Raw genomic sequence first — 19698 nt, 5'->3', positions numbered from 1 at the left:
TCGATAACACCTCTCAAGGAGTGAGCAATGTCCCATGACGCGCAAGCAAGGGGTGCCGCCGGCAGCGAAGCCGGTGGCCTTTGGAACGACGACCTCGCACCCACGCAAGCCTCGCAGCGAACGTGGACCTGGTACCACTTCACGGCGTTGTGGATAGGCATGGTGATGTGCATTCCGGCCTACACCTTGGCCGCCAGTCTGGTCGAAGGCGGCATGTCGGCGTTCCAGGCGGTCATGACGGTGTTTCTGGCCAACCTGATTGTGCTGGTGCCGATGCTGCTGATCGGGCATGCGGGCGCCAAATACGGCATCCCCTATGCGGTGCTGGCCCGCGCCTCCTTCGGCACCCGGGGCGCCAAGCTGCCTGCAGTGCTGCGCGCGCTGGTGGCCTGCGGCTGGTATGGCATCCAGACCTGGTTTGGCGGCCTGATGATCTATACCTTGCTCGGGGTGATCCTGGGCCATCCGCTCGAGAGCGAGAAGATCTCCTGGCTGGGCATCAATGTGGCGCAGTTGGTCTGCTTCCTGGTCTTCTGGGCCATCCAGTTCTACTTTGTGGTGCATGGCATCGAGTCCATCCGCAAGCTCGAGACCTATACGGCGCCGGCCAAGATCGTGATCTGCTTTGTGCTGCTGTGGTGGGTGTATGACAAGGCGGGCGGCTTTGGTCCGATCTTGAGCAAGCCGTCGGCCTTTGCGGCTGGCGAAGCCAAGGCCGGCCAGTTCTGGGGCACCTTCTGGCCGTCGCTCACGGCCATGATTGGTTTTTGGGCCACCTTGGCGCTGAACATCCCCGACTTCACCCGCTTTGCCCGCTCGCAGCGGGACCAGATCGTGGGCCAGGCCATTGGCCTGCCGGTGCCCATGGGCCTGCTGGCGGCCCTGGCGGTGATCGTCACCTCGGCCACCGTGGTCATCTATGGCAAGGCGCTGTGGGACCCCGTGGATGTGGCCGCGCGCATGACCGGCGCTGCAGTGCTCATCGCCCTCATCGTGCTGCTGGTCGATACGGTGAGCGTCAATCTGGCGGCCAACCTGGTGGGCCCCGCCTACGACTTTTCTGCGCTGAACCCCCAACGCATCAGCTACCGCACCGGCGGCTACATCACCGTGGCGATTGCCATCCTGATGATGCCCTGGAAGATTCTGGAGTCCACCCAGGGCTATATCTTCACCTGGCTGATCGGCTACTCGGCACTGCTCGGCCCGATTGCCGGGATCTTGATGGTCGATTACTTCCTGATCCGCCGCACCCAACTCGATGTGGACGAGCTCTACCGCGAGGGCGGCAAATACAGCTATTCCGGCGGCTGGAACTGGGTGGCTGTTGCCGCATTTGCCTGCGGCGTGGCGCCCAATATTCCGGGCTTTCTCAATGCCGCGTTTCCTGCCAGCTTCCCCGATGTGGCAGCGATCTTCAAGGACCTGTACGCTTATGCCTGGTTCATCGGTCTGTTCATTGCCGGTGTGGTGTACCGCATCGGCATGGCCAGCCATGTGGTGGCGTCGCAGGCCATGCTGCGGCGCGCTTGAGCGCAGCAGCCGCCGTTTTTGTGATTTGAACCAAGGAGAGACATGATGAGCACAGCCAGCCACCCCCTTCTGATCCGTGGTGGTACCGTCGTGAATGCGGACCGTGAAGAGCGCGCCGATGTGCTGCTGGTGGACGGCAGGATTGTGGCCGTCGGTGAAGGGGCTGCGGCCCAAGCACCGGCCGGCACCGAAACGCTGGATGCCAGCGGCCAGTATGTGATGCCCGGTGGTATCGATCCGCACACCCATATGCAGCTGCCCTTCATGGGCACGGTCACCGCTGATGACTTCTTCACCGGCACTGCCGCGGGCCTGGCCGGTGGCACCACCAGCATCATCGACTTTGTGATTCCCGCGCCGCAGGAGCCGCTGATGGACGCCTACCGCAAGTGGCGCGGCTGGGCTGAGAAGTCGGCGGCCGACTACTCCTTCCATGTGGCGGTGACCTGGTGGAGTGAGCAGGTGCGCGAGGACATGGGCGTGCTGGTGCGCGACGAGGGCATCAACAGCTTCAAGCACTTCATGGCCTACAAGAACGCCATCATGTGCGATGACGAAACCCTGGTCAACAGCTTCCGGCGCGCGCTGGAGCTGGGTGCCATGCCCACCGTGCATGCCGAAAACGGCGAGCTGGTCTACCTGCTGCAGCAGGAGGTGGCGCGCATGGGCATCACCGGACCGGAAGGCCATCCGCTGTCGCGCCCGCCGATGGTGGAGGCCGAGGCCGCCAACCGGGCGATTGCGATTGCCGATGTGCTGGGCGTACCCATCTATGTGGTGCATGTGAGCTGCATCGAGGCGGCCGACGCCATTGCCCGTGCCCGGGCGCGCGGCCAGCGCGTCTACGGCGAGGTGCTGGCCGGCCATTTGACGATTGACGACAGCGTGTACCGCCATCCTGATTACGCGACGGCCGCTGCCTATGTGATGAGCCCGCCGTTCCGCCCCAAGGAACACCAGGAAGCGCTGTGGCGTGGCCTGCAGGCCGGGCATCTGCACACCACCGCCACGGACCACTGCACCTTCTGCGCCGAGCAAAAGGCCGTGGGCAAGGACAATTTTGCCAAGACACCCAATGGCACCGGTGGCGTCGAAGAGCGCATGGCCGTGGTCTGGGATGCCGGAGTAAACACCGGGCGCCTGACGCCCAGCGAGTTTGTTGCGATCACCTCGGCCAACACGGCCAAGCTCTTCAATGTCTATCCGCGCAAGGGCTTTATCGGCGTGGGCGCCGATGCCGATGTGGTGATCTGGGATCCGAAGGCGACCAAGACCTTGTCGGCCAAGACCCAGCACTCGAAGGGCGACTTCAACATCTTTGAAGGCCGGCAGGTGACAGGCCTGCCCAGCCACACCATCAGCCGGGGCCGCGTGGTGTATGCGAACGGCGACCTGCGCGCCGAGAAGGGCGCAGGCCAGTATTTCAAGCGGCCGGCCTTCGGCCCCAACTTCCAGGCAGTGCAAAAGCGGGCGCAAGAGACGGCGCCCACGGCCGTGGCCCGCGCGCAATGAAACAAGGAGACCAAGCATGGACACGAAAGTGAAGACCGATACCAGCCAGCTGCGCATCAATGGCGACCGGCTCTGGGCATCGCTGATGGAGCTGGCCCAGATTGGTGCCACCGCCAAAGGCGGCGTGTGCCGCCTGGCCCTGACCGACCTGGACCGCCAGGGGCGCGACCTGGTGACACGCTGGGCCCAGGAGGCGGGTATGACGGTCACCATCGACAAGATCGGCAATGGCTTTATGCGCCGCCCAGGCCGCAACAACAGCCTGCCGCCGATCATGACCGGCAGCCATATCGACACCCAGCCCACGGGCGGCAAGTTCGACGGCAACTATGGCGTGCTCGCCGGCATCGAGGTGGTGCGCACGCTCAATGACCATGGCATTGAGACCGAGGCGCCCATTGAGGTGGCGTTCTGGACCAACGAGGAGGGCTCGCGCTTTGTGCCGGTGATGATGGGCTCAGGCGTGTTTGCCAAGGCCTTCAGCCTGGAGCATGCCTATGCGGCCAAAGACACCGACGGCAAAAGCGTCAAGGACGAGCTTGCGCGCATCGGCTACATCGGCCCGCAGGAGCCCGGCGACCACCCTATCGGCTACTACTTTGAAACCCATATCGAGCAGGGCCCGGTGCTGGAGGACCATGACAAGACGATTGGCGTGGTGACCGGGGTGCTGGGAATCCGCTGGTATGACTGCACCGTCACCGGCATGGAAGCGCATGCCGGCCCCACGCCGATGGCGCTGCGCAAGGATGCGCTGCAAGTTGCCACCCGGGTGATGCAGGAGGTGGTGGCCTGCGCGCACCGCCACCCGCCGCACGGGCGCGGCACGGTCGGCATGGTGCATGTGCATCCCAACAGCCGCAATGTGATTCCGGGCGAGGTGAAATTCAGCATCGACCTGCGCAATGCCACCGACGCCGACTGCGAGGCCATGGACCAGGATATTCGCGCGGTGGCCGCGCGCATCAGCCAGGAGACGGGGCTGACGATCAAGATCGATCTGGTGTCCAGCTACACCGCGCAACCTTTCAACCCCGATTGCATCGATGCGGTGCGGCGCGGCGCGCAGATGCTGGGTTACTCCCACATGGATGCCGTCTCGGGCGCGGGCCATGATGCCGTCTACATGGCGCGCCTGGCGCCAGCGGGCATGATCTTCATCCCCTGCAAGGATGGCATATCGCACAACGAGATCGAAGACGCCAAGCCCGAGCACATCACGGCCGGCTGCAATGTGCTGCTGCACGCGATGCTGGAGCGCGCAGGCCGTTGAGCCGGTGAGAGGCTGCGCGGCGGGTCTCCACCGCGCTGCAGCAGTCCCACCGCAAGGCGCTGTGAGCCTGAGGCACAAGCCATAAAAAAACCCGGCCACCTTGACGGTGCCGGGTTTTTTGGTGTCTGGCCCCAAGCCCGCAAGGGGTCTTGCAGGCTTGATGGTGCGCTATGACAGCCGGGGCAATTACATGCCCATGCCGCCCATACCACCCATGCCGCCCATGTCGGGCATGGCAGGAGCGGATTCAGCCTTGGGGGCTTCAGCGATCATGCACTCGGTGGTCAGCAGCAGCGAAGCCACGGACGCAGCGTTTTGCAGCGCGGTGCGGGTCACCTTCGTTGGGTCCAGGATACCCATTTCCAGCATGTCGCCGTAGGTGTCGTTGGCAGCGTTGAAGCCGAAGTTGCCCGTGCCCTTGAGCACGGCATCGACCACCACCGATGGCTCGCCACCAGCGTTGGACACGATTTCGCGCAGAGGCGCTTCGATGGCCTTCATCACCAGCTTGATACCAGCGTCTTGCTCGGCATTGCCGGTAGCCAGCGCGCCCACGGATTGCTTGGCACGCAGCAGCGCCACGCCACCACCGGCCACGATGCCTTCTTCCACCGCAGCGCGGGTCGCGTGCAGGGCGTCTTCCACGCGGGCCTTCTTTTCCTTCATCTCGACTTCGGTGGCAGCGCCCACCTTGATCACGGCAACACCGCCGGCCAGCTTGGCCACGCGCTCTTGCAGCTTTTCACGGTCGTAGTCGGACGTGGCTTCTTCGATCTGAGCGCGGATTTGCTTGACGCGGGCTTCGATTTCAGCAGCTTGGCCAGCACCGTCGATGATGGTGGTGTTTTCCTTGCCGATTTCGACGCGTTGGGCTTGGCCCAGGTCTTCCAGGGTCACCTTTTCCAGCGACAGGCCCACTTCTTCAGCGATCACCTTGCCGCCGGTCAGGATGGCGATGTCTTCCAGCATGGCCTTGCGACGATCGCCAAAGCCTGGAGCCTTCACAGCCACGACCTTCAGGATGCCACGGATGGTGTTGACCACCAGCGTTGCCAGTGCTTCGCCTTCGACGTCTTCTGCAATGATCAGCAGAGGACGGCCGGCCTTGGCCACAGCTTCGAGCGTAGGCAGCAGGTCACGGATGTTGCTGATCTTCTTGTCGAACAGCAGCACGAAGGGGTTGTCCAAAATAGCGGCTTGCTTTTCTGGGTTGTTGATGAAGTAGGGCGACAGGTAGCCGCGGTCGAACTGCATGCCTTCAACGACGTCGAGTTCGTTGTCCAGCGACTTGCCTTCTTCCACGGTAATCACGCCTTCCTTGCCGACCTTGTCCATCGCGTCAGCAATGATCTTGCCCACGGATTCGTCGGAGTTGGCGGAGATCGAGCCGACTTGGGCGATTTCCTTGGAGGTGGTGGTGGCCTTGGATTGCTTCTTGAGCTCTTCCACCAGGGCGGCGACAGCCTTGTCGATGCCGCGCTTCAGATCCATCGGGTTCAGACCAGCGGCCACGTACTTGGAGCCTTCGCGCACGATGGCTTGGGCCAGCACGGTAGCGGTCGTGGTGCCGTCACCAGCGATGTCGTTGGTCTTGGAGGCCACTTCCTTCACGAGCTGGGCGCCCATGTTCTGCAGCTTGTCCTTGAGTTCCACTTCCTTGGCCACGGACACACCGTCCTTGGTCACGGTAGGGGCGCCGAACGAACGCTCGAGCACCACGTTGCGGCCCTTGGGGCCCAGGGTCACTTTGACTGCGTTAGCCAGAATGTTCACGCCTTCAACCATGCGTGCACGTGCTTCACCGCCGAATACTACGTCTTTTGCTGCCATTTTTGGCTCCTAAATACTTGAAAACTTGAAATGAGAATGAATGCTCGGGAGAGAAAGCGTAGCGAGCAGGTGTCAGGCTAGGCGCACGGATCGCAGCAACCGGAACGTACTTGGGTACGTGAGGATTGCGAGCACCGCGCAACGACGCCTGGCGCCTGCGCAGTAGCTTTATTTCTCGACGACGGCGAAGAGGTCTTCTTCCTTCATCACCAGCAGTTCATTGCCGTCCACCTTGACCGATTGGCCAGAGTACTTGCCGAACAGCACGCGGTCGCCGACCTTCACACCCAGGGTGATGGACTCGCCCTTGTCGTTCTTCTTGCCTGGGCCGACGGCCAGCACTTCGCCTTGGTCTGGCTTTTCAGCAGCGTTGTCGGGGATGTAGATGCCCGAAGCGGTCTTGGTTTCGTTTTCCAGACGCTTAACGATCACGCGATCGTGCAGAGGACGCAGGTTCATAACAACTCCTTCAATATCAATACCAGGTTTTGATGAAAGATGGCCCGGCAGATGCCGCGCCAAATACGCAAAAATGTCTGAGAAGTGGTGGTTTTAGCACTCTACCCCTTCGAGTGCTAATAATAAGGTCATTTGATGACAGTTCAAGACTGCGGGGGCTAAAAAATCGATCCAGGGGCACTGCCCGATCACGATACCTCTGCGCAAGAATCACGAAAGCGCTGGTGGGGACTGAAGATGCTGCTATTGAAAGAGGTGCATCTCATGGCGGCAGCCGATCCCGCGCAGCGCACCCATGCTGCGAAGCCCGCACGGGGGCCCGGGCCAGATCACCGCAGCTGGAACTTCCATGCATGGGCCTGGAGGCGGCATGCCCCGGGTCAGTCCGGCAGCTCGATCTTGAGCGTGGCCGACAGCATCTGCACCAGCAAGGCCTCGGCCTGGGCGAAGTCACCCGCGTCCAGCGCGGCCTTGTTTTGCAGCAGCGCAAACTGGGTTTGCTGGTCGACATAGCCTTGGGTGATGGCCCAGATGCTGAACATCAGGTGCTGGAAATTGACGGGCGCAATCAGGCCTTGTTCGGCCCAATGCGCAAACGCTGCCACATTGGCTGCCAGCAACGGGGCGATGCGCTCGCGCACGGCCGAGGCGGCAAAGGGCGCGCCAGCAATCATCTCCTTGGTGAACAGCTGGCTGCCATAAGGGCGGGTGCGTGCAAATTCGAACTTCTCGCGGATGTACTGGCGGATCTGCTGGGCCGGGTCGCCGTCCTTGGACAGGCCTGTCATATGGCCCAGCCAGTCGTCGATCACCGATGCCAGCACGGCCTGGTACAGCGCCTCCTTGCTGGGGTAGTAGTACAGCAGGTTGTGGCGGCTAAAGCCGGCATCCTGCGCGATCTGCTCCAGCGGAGCACCTTCAAAACCCAGCAATGCGAAATGCCGCTCTGCCGAGCCCAGGATCAGGTCAATCTTGCGCAGACGGGCCGCACTGGGTTTGCGTGCCATCTCTGCAGTGGCTGCCTGCGAGAGCGCTGGCGGTGTGGGAAGGGCATCATTCATGAGCCTGTATTGTCTGGCATTTGCGATCGCCGATGGCGCGGCTGCATGAAGAACCTGCTGGTCGCGGGCGATTTCCTCGCGCTGTGACGCTGTCCTGGTGGACTGTCTGGCAGACCCGTCTGCTGCCTTGCTCACCGAGCCGGCTTGGATGACGCATCCATCGAAGGCGTGGGCAACGATGCGCGCTCTGGACCGTGGCAACTGGGAGCGGTTGTTGCGGCGTCATTGGCTTTTTTGTGCGCACCAAGCAGCGGACACCAGGCATAAAAAAAGGCAACGCATTGTGCGTTGCCTTGGATGCCAAGCGGTGCCTTGCGGCACCCGGGCATGCTGCCCGGCTTGGGGTAATTATTGTGGGCGGCTGTTGGTTGGGAAAGGCCATGCCGCATTGGTGCTGAGCACGGTCTTGACAGGCTCTGCAGCAGCAGGCGCAGCAGCTGGGGCCTTGGCAGGAGCAGCAGCCTTCTTGGCGGGAGCAGCCTTCTTCGCAGGTGCTGGAGCCTTGGCAGCAGGGGCCTTGGCAGGAGCAGCGGCCTTCTTGGCGGGAGCTGGAGCCTTGGCAGGAGCAGCAGCCTTCTTGGCAGGAGCAGCGGCCTTCTTGGCGGGAGCAGCGGCCTTCTTGGCGGGAGCTGCAGCCTTTTTGGCAGGAGCGGCAGCCTTCTTAGCTGGAGCAGCGGCCTTCTTCGCAGGAGCGGCCGCCTTCTTAGCTGGAGCTGCAGCCTTCTTGGCAGGAGCAGCGGCCTTCTTGGCAGGAGCTGCGGCCTTCTTCGCAGGAGCAGCAGCCTTCTTGGCGGGAGCTGCGGCCTTCTTGGCAGGAGCAGCAGCCTTCTTCGCAGGAGTGGCAGCCTTCTTCGCAGGAGCGGCAGCCTTCTTCGCAGGAGTGGCAGCCTTCTTCGCAGGAGCGGCAGCCTTCTTCGCAGGAGCGGCAGCCTTCTTCGCAGGAGCTGCAGCCTTCTTAGCTGGAGCAGCGGCCTTCTTCACGGCAGTCTTGGCAGCTGCGGTGGATTTGGTTGCGGGCTTGGCGGCGGCCTTCTTGGCGGCTGGCTTAGCAGCGGCCTTTTTGGCGACGGCCTTAGCAGCAGGCTTTGCCGCTGCCTTGGTGGCGGCTGGCTTGGCAGCGGCCTTGGGCTTTGCAGCTGCCTTGGGGGCGGCTGCCTTGGTTGCAACTGCCTTCTTGGCAGTTGCCTTGGTGTCAGCAGTTTTCTTGCTTGCTTTGGACGTTGCCATGCTCTTCTCCTTCGGTCAATTTAGAAAGCAGACTTCATGCCTGATTGAATTCGACACGAAGTTTTGATAGCAAACTGAATTGTGCATCAGCTGCTAGCAACTGGCATAGTGCAAACCTCAATAAAGACGCCAAATTTCACAGTTTTCTCTCAGGAAAACCACATTCTGACGAGGTTTGCACATCAAGGTCGGCGTCAATCCCAGGAAAGCGCGCCACCGGACTGGTATTCGATGACCCGTGTCTCGAAGAAATTTCGCTCCTTTTTCAGGTCGATCATCTCGCTCATCCACGGGAAAGGGTTGTCCTCGTTGGGGTACAAAGCATCCAGGCCGATCTGCGTTGCGCGGCGGTTGGCGATGTAGCGCAGGTAGCCTTTGAACATCGATGCGTTCATGCCCAGCACACCTCTTGGCATCGTGTCTTCGGCGTATTGGTATTCAAGTTCGACTGCCTGAATAAACAAGGCCTTGATCTCGTCCTTGAACGCGCTGGTCCACAGCTGCGGGTTCTCCAGCTTGAGCTGGTTGATCAGGTCGATGCCGAAGTTGCAGTGCATGGACTCGTCGCGCAGGATGTACTGGTACTGCTCGGCTGCGCCCGTCATCTTGTTCTGGCGGCCCAGCGCCAGGATCTGCGTGAAGCCGACATAGAAGAACAGGCCCTCCATCAGGCAGGCAAAAACGATCAGGCTTTTGAGCAAGGTCTGGTCGGTCTGCGGCGTGCCGGTCTGGAAGTGGGGGTCCATGATCGCCTCGATGAAGGGGATCAGAAACGCATCCTTGTTGCGGATCGAGGGAACCTCGTTGTAGGCGTTGAAGATCTCGGCCTCATCCAAGCCCAGCGACTCCACGATGTACTGGTAGGCATGCGTGTGGATGGCTTCTTCAAAGGCCTGGCGCAGCAGAAACTGGCGGCACTCCGGCGCAGTGATGTGGCGGTAGGTGCCCAGCACAATGTTGTTGGCGGCCAGCGAATCGGCGGTGACGAAAAAGCCCAGGTTGCGCTTGACGATGCGGCGCTCGTCCTCGGTCAGGCCATGGGGCGATTTCCACAGCGCGATGTCGCGCGTCATGTTTACTTCTTGAGGCATCCAGTGGTTGGCGCAGGTGGCCAGGTATTTCTCCCAGGCCCATTTGTATTTGAAGGGCACCAGCTGGTTGACATCGGTCTTGGCGTTGATGATTCGCTTGTCGGCGGCATGGACGCGCTTGAATGTGGCGGCTGGGGATGCGGCAGGCGATGCAGAGGGCGAGGCCGCAGAGGTGGCCGGCGCGGCTGGTGTGGCCAGCGCGTCCATCGAATCTTCTTCAAAGCTCAACATGAATGAATGCTCCTGGTGGGGGCCGCGGCTGCGGCCAGGTTCAGACGGTTAGCAGCTCTTACTGGCAGGCTTCGCAGCCGGGGTCATCGATGGCGCAAAAGCGGATGTCGGTGCCGGGCGCGGCGGACTGCGATGCAGCAGCGGCGGCGTGGGCGACAGCCTGGGCGACGGGCGACGCATAGCTGCTGGGCACGGCATTGAGCACGCGGCTTTGGATGGTGGATTTCTCGGCCTGCGTGGCGCTGGTGGTGCGCAGGTAGTAGGTGGTCTTGAGGCCACGCACCCAGGCGAGCTTGTAGGCATCGTCGAGCTTCTTGCCCGAGGCCCCTGCCATATAGATATTGAGGCTTTGCGCCTGGTCTATCCATTTCTGGCGCCGGGAGGCCGCTTCCACCAACCAGACGGGGTCGACCTCAAAGGCTGTCGCATACAGGGCCTTGAGTGCGTGGGGCACGCGGTCGATGGGGCGCAGCGAGCCATCGAAATGCTTGAGGTCCATGACCATCACATCGTCCCACAGGCCCAGCGCTTTGAGGTCGCGCACCAGGTACTGGTTGATGACGGTGAACTCGCCCGAGAGGTTGGACTTGACCGAGAGGTTGCCAAACGAGGGCTCGATCGAGGCATCGACACCGACGATGTTGGAGATGGTGGCGGTGGGCGCAATGGCCACGCAGTTGGAGTTGCGCATGCCGTCCTGCGCGATCTTGCGGCGCAGCGCCTCCCAGTCCAGGCGCATGCTGCGGTCGACCTGCACATAGCCGGCCTGGCCGCGCGCCTGGGCGAGCAGGTCCAGTGTGTCCAGCGGCAAGATGCCTTGGCTCCAGAGCGAGCCGGGGTAGCTGCTGTAGACGCCGCGCTCGCGCGCCAGCTCGGTCGATGCCCAGTAGGCGTAGTAGCAGACGGCTTCCATCGAGGTGTCGGCAAACTGCACGGCCGCATCGCTGGCGTAGGGGATGTGCAATTGGTAGAGGCTGTCCTGAAAGGCCATGATGCCCAGGCCCACCGGGCGGTGGCGCAGGTTGGAGTCGCGTGCCTTGCCCACCGCGTAGTAGTTGATGTCGATGACGTTGTCGAGCATGCGCATGGCCGTGGCGATCGTGCGCTTGAGCTTGTCATGGTCAAGCGCCAGGCCGCCTTGGCCGTCGTCCTTCAGGTGGCGTGCCAGGTTGACCGAGCCCAGGTTGCAGACGGCGGTTTCCGTGTCGCTGGTGTTGAGCGTGATCTCGGTGCAGAGGTTGGACGAGTGCACGACGCCGGCATGCTGCTGTGGGGAGCGCAGGTTGCAGGCATCCTTGAAGGTGATCCAGGGGTGGCCGGTCTCGAACAGCATCGACAGCATCTTGCGCCACAGATCGACCGCGGGCACGGTCTTGCTCAGCGCCAGCGCGCCGCTGGCCGCCTGGGCTTCGTAGGCGGTATAGGCGCGCTCGAAATCCTGGCCAAAGCGGTCATGCAGATCGGGCACATCGGAGGGGGAGAACAAGGTCCACATGCCTTTTTCCATGACCCGTTGCATGAACAGATCGGGGATCCAGTGGGCGGTGTTCATGTCGTGGGTGCGGCGGCGGTCATCGCCGGTGTTCTTGCGCAGCTCCAGAAACTCCTCGATGTCCAGATGCCAGGTCTCCAGGTAGGCGCAGACGGCGCCCTTGCGTTTGCCGCCCTGGTTGACGGCCACGGCCGTGTCGTTGACCACCTTGAGAAAGGGCACCACGCCTTGCGACTCGCCATTGGTGCCCTTGATGCGGGCGCCCATTGCACGCACCGGCGTCCAGTCATTGCCCAGACCGCCGGCAAACTTGGACAGCAAGGCGTTTTCGCGGATCGCATCGTAGATGCCGCCCAGGTCATCGGCCACCGTGGTCAGGTAACACGACGACAGCTGCGAGCGCAGGGTGCCGCTGTTGAACAGGGTGGGCGTGGATGACATGAAGTCAAAGGACGAGAGCAGGTCATAGAACGCGATGGCGCGTGCATTGCGGTCGTCCTCCTTCAGCGCCAGGCCCATGGCCACGCGCATGAAGAAGGCCTGGGGCAACTCGATGCGCTGCTGGCGTACATGCAAAAAATAGCGGTCGTACAGGGTCTGCAGACCCAGGTAGTCAAACTGCAGATCACGCTCGGGCTGGAGAGCGGCGGCCAGCCGGTGCAGGTCAAAGTCCAGCATCTCGGGGGCGAGCAGTTCGTGCTCAACCCCTTGCGCGACAAAGCCGGGGAAGTAGCTGCGGTAGGCCGCGCCCATATCGGCACTGCTGACGTCCTGGCCGATCACTTCGCGCGTGATGGTGTGCAGCAGCAGGCGCGCGGTGACAAAGCTGTAGTCCGGGTCCTTTTCGATCAAGGTGCGGGCAGCCAGAATGGAGGCCTTGAACACCTCGTCCATGTGGACGCCGTCATAGAGGTTGCGCAGGGTCTCGCTGAGGATGGGCGCGGGGTCGACGTCCTGGCCCAGGCCCTGGCAGGCTGCGGCAATGCGGTCATGGAGTTTTTTGACATCAAGCACCACCTGCTGGCCCCGGTCCTGCACATGCAAGCTGGCATGGGCCGGCGTGTGCTGGGCCTGGAGCTGGGCACGCTCCTGGTTGCGGCGCTCGCGGTACAGCACATAGGCGCGTGCCACCTCATGGTTGCCGCCGCGCATCAGGCCCAGCTCGACCTGGTCCTGCACATCTTCGATATGGAAAGTGCCGCCGCCCGGGCGCGAGCGCATCAGCGCGCGCACCACCGTGTGGGTCAGGTTCTCGACCACTTCGCGCACACTGGCCGATGCCGAGCCCTGGCTGCCATGCACGGCCAGGAACGCTTTCATGATGGCGGTGGTGATCTTGGGGGGCTCGAAAGGGACGACTGCTCCGTTGCGCCGCATGATCTGGTAGTCCGGCAGTACGGTAAATCCATCCAGGGTGCGCGAGCTGGCGGCCGGTGCGGCTCGTTGCTCGGAAAGCGAAGCAGCGCTCATGATGTCCTCTCTGTGGTGCGTGAAAAGCCGGAGAAACAGCGCTGTGCATGCCGGTATCACTGAGCCGCTGGATACCACCTCACACTACATATAGTGTTTTATTAAGCGCTGGACACTACCTGTAGTGTATGGCGCAATGCATGGTTTGTGTGTAGTGCCGATGACCATGCTGCGCAGCAAAACGGCGGCTACTGCGCATGGCGTCGTGGTTTGCGCCTGCAAACCACCACTGTGCGTGTGTTTCTGCGCCATCTGCGTTGCAGAGCCTGCGTAAAACTTAGGCATTGCATCTGAAAAAAAATTTTTCAGATGTGGGGAAATTGCTGTGTTTTTGAAGTGCGCATGCCATCAGCTGCATGCGGATGCGTGAAAAATGCAGGCTGTTTAGAGGGTTGGCCTATAGCCTGATTTAGAGCTGCCAATACGGGCCAGCAAACCAACGGTTTGCGGTTGGAACGAGGCACACCGCCGCAGGCCGTACAAGCGTAGGGCAAGGTGGGGCAACGACGATCAAGGGGGGTGTTGCTGGCTCTCAGAGATGCAGTGAGGCAGGAAACATGGATGCCGGCCAGGCCAGATCCTGCTGCAGCTGGGGCCACAAAAATCCTGGGCCCGGGTCGTTCTTGCGGCCTGGCGCAATGTGTTCGTGGCCGGCGATATAGGCGATCGCATACTGGGCGCGGATCTGCTGGCACAGCTGCACCAGACTGTGGTACTGGGCGGGCTCGAAAGTCTCGCCCTCCAGGCCTTCGAGCTCGATGCCGATGGAGTCGTCATTGCAGCGCGGCCGGCCGCGCCAGAACGACTGGCCGGCATGCCAGGCGCGCTGGTCGGCGCTGACAAACTGCCACACCACGCCTTGGCGCGTGATGAAGAAATGCGAGGACACCTGCAGGCCCCGGATGCTCTGGAAGTAGGGGTGCGCATCCCAGTCGAGCTGGTTGGTAAAGAGCCGCTGCACATCCCCCGTGCCGTAGATGCCCGGCGGCAGGCTGATCGAGTGGACGACCACCAGATCGATGCATGCCCCCTCGGGCCGGGGACTGTAATTGGGCGAGGGGCAGTGCGTGGCCGTGCGCAGCCAGCCTTTTTGCCAGAGCGCAGCTTGCGGCGCGGTGGCAGCGTGGGGAGCGGGGGCGCCGGGCGGCGTCTCGGGCAGATCTTGGGGCATGGCGTTGGGCCCCTAGGGCTGCACCCCATCGCTGGGGTCATGGATCTGCAGCCGCTCCATGCGGTAGCGGATCTGGCGCAGGCTGATGCCCAGGCGGTTGGCCGCTGCGGTGCGGTTAAAGCCAAACTCCTGCAGCGCGCGCACGAGGATGTCGCGCTCGATGCCATCGAGCCAGGCCTGCAGATCGGCGGGCAGATCCTGTGGCGGCGCAAAGCCGTGGAGGCGCTGAGGCGCGACGGCTGCGGCCTTTGGCGCGGGCGTGGGCTGCTCATAGGCAGGGGCCGGCTCTGCAGCCTGGCTGTGCACGGGCGCCGGATGCGCGGCATCGGCCCGGGCCGGCTCCACATCCAGAAACGCGCCATCGCTCAAGGCGACCGAGCGCAGCAACAGGTTTTCCAGCTCGCGCACATTGCCCGGCAGTGCATGGCCTGCCAAGGTGTGCAGCGCCTGGGCGCTGAGCTGGGGCACCGGCTGGCCGCTCTCGCTGGCGATGCGCTCGAGCAGCGCCTGGCACAGCGCAGGCACATCTTCGCGGCGCTCGCGCAGCGGCGGGATGAAGATGTCAATGACGTTGAGCCGGTAGTACAAGTCCTGGCGAAAGCGCCCGGTCTGCACGTCGGCCGCCAGGTCGCGGTGGGTGGCACTGACGATGCGCACATCGACCGCTTCTTCCTGTTGCGAGCCCAGGGGCCGCACCTTGCGCTCCTGGATCGCACGCAAGAGCTTGGCCTGCATCGACAGCGGCAGCTCGCCGATTTCATCGAGGAAGAGGGTGCCACCATGGGCTGCCTGGAAAAAGCCTTCGCGGTCCTGGTTCGCGCCGGTGTAGGCGCCTTTGCGGGCACCAAAGAACTCCGCTTCGAGCAGGTTCTCGGGGATGGCGCCGCAGTTGACGGCCACCATCGGCCCGCTGGCCCGCTGGCTGTTGCGGTGCAAGGACTGGGCCACCAGCTCCTTGCCGGTGCCCGATTCGCCGCGCACCAAAATGGGCGCCATGCTGCCGGCCACCTTGGCAATGCGCTCGCGCACCTGCTGCATCACCAGCGACGGGCCGATCAATTCGCGCTGGGCCGGGGGGGCAGGCCGGGTGGGCGTGCCGGGCTGCGGCGCCGCTTGAAAAGCGGACTGCGCCGGGGCCAGCGCAGCGGCATCCTGCAGCCCCTGGCAGGCGGACGCCACCACCTGGCGAAACTGCTTGAGGTCCACCGGCTTGGTCAGGTAGTCAAACGCGCCTTCGCGCAGGGCCGCGACGGCATTGTCGGCCGAGCCATAGGCGGTCATGACGATGGCGCGCTCGCTGCGGCCCTGGCTGCGCAGGTCCTGCAGCAGCTCCATGCCCAGGCCATCGGGCAGGCGCATGTCGGTGATCAGAATCTCGAAGCGGCGCTGCTGCAGCTGGGCGCGCGCTTCCTGCACCGAGCCGGCCGTGTAGACCCGGTAGCCTTCGCGCAGCAAGGTCAGCTCATAAAGGGTTCTGAGGTCGGGCTCATCGTCCACGACCAGAACAGTGGTGTTTTCAAAACTCATGCCTGGTGGATCAAATCAGTCTGCTGGGGATGCGCGGGGCTGGCGGCCCGGCGAAACTGCACTATGAAGGCATTGCCCTGTGCCAGCTCGGGCAGCGCTGCGCTCTGCCTTTCATAGCGGATCATAGCGCCATGGCGGGTGCACAGCTCGCGGCAGATGTACAGGCCCAGGCCGCTCGATCGGCTCTCGGAGGAGAAGAAGGGCTCGAACAGATGCTTTTCGATGGTCGGCTCGATGGGCGCGCCATCGCTCCACACGACCAAGGTGGTGGTGCCCGTCAGGCTGCTGTGCGTGCTGACACGCAAGGAGTCTGCACAGTCCCGGCGGTAGCGCTGGCCGTTGTTGAGCAGGTTGTAGAGCAGCTGGCGCAGGTGTCCGGTATCAAAGGCCACCAGGCTGTCCTCGGCACTGAGCGACAGCGCCACGGTGTGGGCGGCGGGGGCCAGCGCCATCCAGTCATGGCAGATGTGCAGCACGGTCTCATTGAGGGCAATGGAGTCGCCATCGCCGGGCTGGATCTGGTTATGTACGCGGGCAATGTCCAGAATATCTTCGGCAATGCGGCCCAGGCGCTGGGCATTTTGCTCGACCATGTAGGTCAGGCGCTTCTGGCCCGGGTCGGTCAGCTCCTCATCGAGCAGCGCATTGGCCTGGGTGATGGCCGTCAGCGGGTTGCGGATTTCATGGGCCACGGCCGCGGACATACGCCCCATTGCCGCCATTTTCTCGGTGCGCAGCCGCGCCTCTATCTCACGCAGGTCATGCAAGAACACCAGGCACAGCGGGTCATTGTCATTGCTGCCAATGTTGCCGAAGGTGGGCAGCGGGTGGGTCAGCCAGGTGCGCACATGCAGGCCAATGGGGGCCATCTGCGGCGCGGTCAGCGCCAGGTCTTGCGAGAAGGGCTTTTGCTCTGCAAAGGTCTGGGTGACCTGCTCGACCACACCGCGCCAGGCGGGCAGCTGCGCCAGCGCCAGTGGCAGGTGAGGGTGACCCAGCAAGGTCATGGCGGCCGGGTTGGCAATACGCACCTGCAAGGCCTGATCGGCCACCAGCACGCCATCGGGCAGGTTCTGCAAGATGAGCGCATTGATTTGCTCTTGCTGGTTGGCCGCAGCGGCATTGCGCAGGCCCTGCAAGGTCTCGCGCTCCACCCGCGAGGCGAGCAGCCGCACGAGAATGCCCACCAGAAAATAGGCCGCTCCGGCGAGCCCGGCCTGCACGGTGTTCTGCGTGCCATCGGGGTCAAACACCGACAGGCGAAAACTCAGCGACTCGACAATCAGGAAAATCGTGATATAGGCGCAGCTGCCCAAGGTCACCAGCCAGCCACCCAGGGTCCCGGCAAACAGCACCGCCAGGCCGAACATCGGCGTCAAGGTGTAGGTGCCGGTTTTGGTCACTTCCAGCAGCGAGATCAGCAGCAGATCCATGCCGATCGTGGGCAGCCAGGCGTAGACGCGGCGCTGCGGTGGCGGCTGGTGGCTGAGCGCGGCATACAGCATGGCCGAGATGCCATAGGCGCCCAGCAGCGCCAGCTGCGACAGCAAGGGGCCCGATTGCGCCGGCGTGATGGCCATGGCCCCCAGAGCCAGCAGCAGGGCCACGAAGACGCGGGCCACCAGGTAGCCGCGCCACAGGCGCTTGAAGGGGGTTTCCATCAACGCCAGCGCGGCCATCGTGGCGATGCCCAAAGCCTAGCGCTGGCCAGGCGGCAGCGCCTGGGCGAGATGGGCTTGCGAGCAGTAATGCGCGCCCTGGTAGCCGATGGCATCGGACTGCGGCAGGTGCACGCCGCAGTGCGCGCAGTGCACCATGGGCTCAGGCTTGCCCAGGCCTTTTTTGGGCGGTGGCGGCGGCGCGTTCTTGACCCGTTGGCTGCGCCACATGTGCCAGCCCACGGCCAGCACCAGCAATACCAGCAAATACTTCATGGCAGCTCAGTGTTTCAAGATGACTTCAAGGACAAAGCGCGAGCCCACGTAGGCCAGCAGCAGCAAGGTGGCGCCCACATAGAGCATGTTGACGGCGCGCTGCCCGCGCCAGCCAAAGCGCTTGCGGCCCACCAGCAGCACGGCAAAGGTCAACCAGGCGAGCAGCGAGAACACCGACTTGTGGTTCCAGACCCAGGCCTTGCCGTACAGCGCCTCGCCAAACCACCAGCCGGCCAGCAAGGTTGCGGACAGCAGGATGAAGCCGGCCGTGACAAAGCGGAAGGTCAGGCGCTCCAGCGCCAGCAGCGGCAGGCCGCCGTCGTGGCTGCCATCCTGGCGCATCTGGCGCTCGGCCCGGGTCATCAGTGCGGCATGCACGACGGCTGCGGCAAACAGGCCATAGGAGGCAATGCCCAGCGCCAGGTGCAGCGGCAGCCAGGGCGAGGCATTCACATGCAAAGGGCTGCCGGGGTAGACGCCGGCCAGCAGGACCGCGATGCAACCCATGGCCGACAGTGGCCAGCGTGAGCGCAGCTGCGGGTAGAGCTGCTGCTCGACCACATACACCGTCAGCACCAGCCAGGCGGTGACGGACAGCGCCGGCGCAAAGCCGAAGTGGGGCATGTCACCGATCAGGCTCCAGGCGATGGCCGCCAGGTGCAAGGCCCAGGCCGCGCGCAAGCCCAGCCGCGCGCTGGGCTCCTGCAGGCGTCGGGCCGCAAGTGCGGGAATGGCGTAGGCAATAGCTGCAGCAATGGCCAGTGCCCAGCCGATGGGGCTGGTGCTGGCTGCGGCAAAGGCGGGAGAGAGCATGCCCGCTATCATAGCGGCGGCGAAAGGCCTGTGTGGTCTGCGCGGGCGCTAGCGCCTCGCCATCTGCTGGCTATTGCCGGCAATAGGCCGCAGAGGCTTCCTGGGGTGCGCTACAGGCCGATGCTGGTCGCGCAGACCCGGTTGCGGCCGCTGGTCTTGGCCTCGTACAGCAGTTCATCGGCCCGGCGCAGGCAGTCCTCCAGGCCGTCGGTCTGGCCGCAGTGGATGGTCAGCACCCCGCAGCTCACCGTCAGCTCAGGCGCCGTGGTGGAGGCCGCATGGGCAATCGCCATCTTCTGCACTTCCTGGCGAAAGCGCTCCACCACGGCCACGGCATCGGCGTGGCCGGGCAGGATCAGTGCAAACTCCTCACCGCCAAAGCGGGCGGCCAGGTCATAAGGGCGGCGGGCATGGCGCGCCAGCGTACCTGCTACTTGCTTGAGCGCCTCATCACCTTGCACATGGCCGTAGTGGTCGTTGTACAGCTTGAAGTGGTCGATATCGATCAGCGCCAGGCCCAGCGGGTCGTGCCTGCGCAGGCACAGGCGCTGGCTGCGCTGCAGCATGTCATCAAAATGCCGGCGGTTGGCCAGGTTGGTCAGGCCGTCGACCTGCGCGAGGCGCTGCAAGGCTTGGCGCTGCAGCGCCAGGTCGATCTGGTTGCGTACCCGCACACTCACCACTGCCGGGCGGATGGGCTTGGAGACATAGTCGGCCGCGCCCAGGCGCAGGCCATACTCTTCGGCCGCGGCATCGCTCTGGCCGGTGATGAAGATGATCGCAATGCCGGCCGTCGCCTCCTGTTTTCTCAGCTGGGTCAGCACCTCGTAGCCATTCATGCCGGGCATGCTGACATCGAGCAGCACCAGCAGCAGGCGGTGCGATTCGCGCGCGGCGATCGTGAGCGCACTGGGGCCGTCCTTGGCCAGCAGCACGCGGTACTGCTGGCCGAGCAACTCGGCGAGCATGGAGCGGTTGACGCGCTCGTCATCCACAATCAGGATGGTGGGTTGGTCGTTATCGGGCTCAGCTTGCATGGTGCGATGGTAAGGGGTCTCAAGGGGGCTGGCAGCC

Annotated in this window: 15 protein-coding genes; 3 read left to right on the top strand and 12 right to left on the bottom strand. The window is 63.5% G+C overall.

Features of this window, described 5'->3' with window-relative positions:
• The first annotated feature begins 27 nt into the window (after nt 1–27).
• The 3 genes from ACPEE1_RS19210 to ACPEE1_RS19200 are packed head-to-tail and all read left to right on the top strand — an operon-like array spanning nt 28 to nt 4318.
• Entirely contained in the window at nt 28–1533 is a 1506-nt protein-coding gene (locus ACPEE1_RS19210) for an NCS1 family nucleobase:cation symporter-1 (protein WP_116924587.1), read from the top strand.
• A 45-nt stretch (nt 1534–1578) separates the two neighbouring features.
• Nucleotides 1579–3045, top strand: a complete 1467-nt coding sequence (gene hydA / locus ACPEE1_RS19205) for a dihydropyrimidinase (protein WP_182345042.1) — start codon at nt 1579–1581, stop codon at nt 3043–3045.
• A 16-nt stretch (nt 3046–3061) separates the two neighbouring features.
• Entirely contained in the window at nt 3062–4318 is a 1257-nt protein-coding gene (locus ACPEE1_RS19200; RefSeq protein WP_116924588.1) for a Zn-dependent hydrolase, read from the top strand.
• Nucleotides 4319–4504: 186 nt separating this feature from the next.
• On the opposite strand, the gene groL is transcribed toward ACPEE1_RS19200, so the two are convergent.
• From groL to ACPEE1_RS19140, 12 genes are all read right to left on the bottom strand, one after another.
• Nucleotides 4505–6148, bottom strand: coding sequence for a chaperonin GroEL (gene groL, locus ACPEE1_RS19195; protein WP_116924589.1), 1644 nt, complete (start codon nt 6146–6148; stop codon nt 4505–4507).
• Between the two features lie 168 nt (nt 6149–6316).
• The gene (locus tag ACPEE1_RS19190; protein WP_021025779.1) at nt 6317–6607 is read right to left on the bottom strand and encodes a co-chaperone GroES; all 291 of its coding nucleotides are present in this window, start codon (nt 6605–6607) and stop codon (nt 6317–6319) included.
• A 380-nt stretch (nt 6608–6987) separates the two neighbouring features.
• Nucleotides 6988–7668, bottom strand: a complete 681-nt coding sequence (locus tag ACPEE1_RS19185; RefSeq protein WP_232539535.1) for a TetR family transcriptional regulator C-terminal domain-containing protein — start codon at nt 7666–7668, stop codon at nt 6988–6990.
• A gap of 348 nt (nt 7669–8016) precedes the next feature.
• Nucleotides 8017–8895 carry a histone H1 gene (locus tag ACPEE1_RS19180; protein ID WP_423934448.1) on the bottom strand — a complete coding sequence of 293 codons (879 nt, stop codon included), beginning with the start codon at nt 8893–8895 and terminating at the stop codon, nt 8017–8019.
• Between the two features lie 194 nt (nt 8896–9089).
• Nucleotides 9090–10217: a ribonucleotide-diphosphate reductase subunit beta gene (locus ACPEE1_RS19175; protein WP_182345044.1), complete on the bottom strand. Its 1128-nt coding sequence runs from the start codon at nt 10215–10217 to the stop codon at nt 9090–9092.
• A 58-nt stretch (nt 10218–10275) separates the two neighbouring features.
• Nucleotides 10276–13179, bottom strand: coding sequence for a ribonucleoside-diphosphate reductase subunit alpha (locus ACPEE1_RS19170; RefSeq protein ID WP_182345045.1), 2904 nt, complete (start codon nt 13177–13179; stop codon nt 10276–10278).
• A gap of 532 nt (nt 13180–13711) precedes the next feature.
• Entirely contained in the window at nt 13712–14350 is a 639-nt protein-coding gene (gene ampD / locus ACPEE1_RS19165; protein ID WP_116924592.1) for a 1,6-anhydro-N-acetylmuramyl-L-alanine amidase AmpD, read from the bottom strand.
• A gap of 12 nt (nt 14351–14362) precedes the next feature.
• A complete protein-coding gene (locus ACPEE1_RS19160; protein ID WP_116924593.1) occupies nt 14363–15877 on the bottom strand; it encodes a sigma-54-dependent transcriptional regulator in 1515 nt (504 codons plus the stop codon).
• Nucleotides 15874–17571, bottom strand: a complete 1698-nt coding sequence (locus ACPEE1_RS19155; RefSeq protein WP_243419233.1) for an ATP-binding protein — start codon at nt 17569–17571, stop codon at nt 15874–15876. The genes ACPEE1_RS19160 and ACPEE1_RS19155 overlap by 4 nt, the downstream gene beginning before the upstream one ends.
• Before the next feature lie 3 nt (nt 17572–17574).
• On the bottom strand, nt 17575–17811 hold the full coding sequence (locus tag ACPEE1_RS19150; protein WP_116924594.1) for a PP0621 family protein: 237 nt from the start codon (nt 17809–17811) through the stop codon (nt 17575–17577).
• A 6-nt stretch (nt 17812–17817) separates the two neighbouring features.
• Entirely contained in the window at nt 17818–18624 is an 807-nt protein-coding gene (locus ACPEE1_RS19145; RefSeq protein ID WP_116924595.1) for a cytochrome C assembly family protein, read from the bottom strand.
• A gap of 110 nt (nt 18625–18734) precedes the next feature.
• Nucleotides 18735–19661 (bottom strand): diguanylate cyclase, encoded by a 927-nt coding sequence (locus ACPEE1_RS19140; RefSeq protein WP_116924596.1) that lies wholly within the window; start codon nt 19659–19661, stop codon nt 18735–18737.
• Nucleotides 19662–19698: the final 37 nt, after the last annotated feature.

It is taken from the genome of Comamonas sp. 23, from assembly GCF_049601575.1.
GTDB lineage: Bacteria > Pseudomonadota > Gammaproteobacteria > Burkholderiales > Burkholderiaceae_C > Comamonas > Comamonas squillarum.
This window is presented reverse-complemented; position numbering and strand designations above follow the sequence as displayed.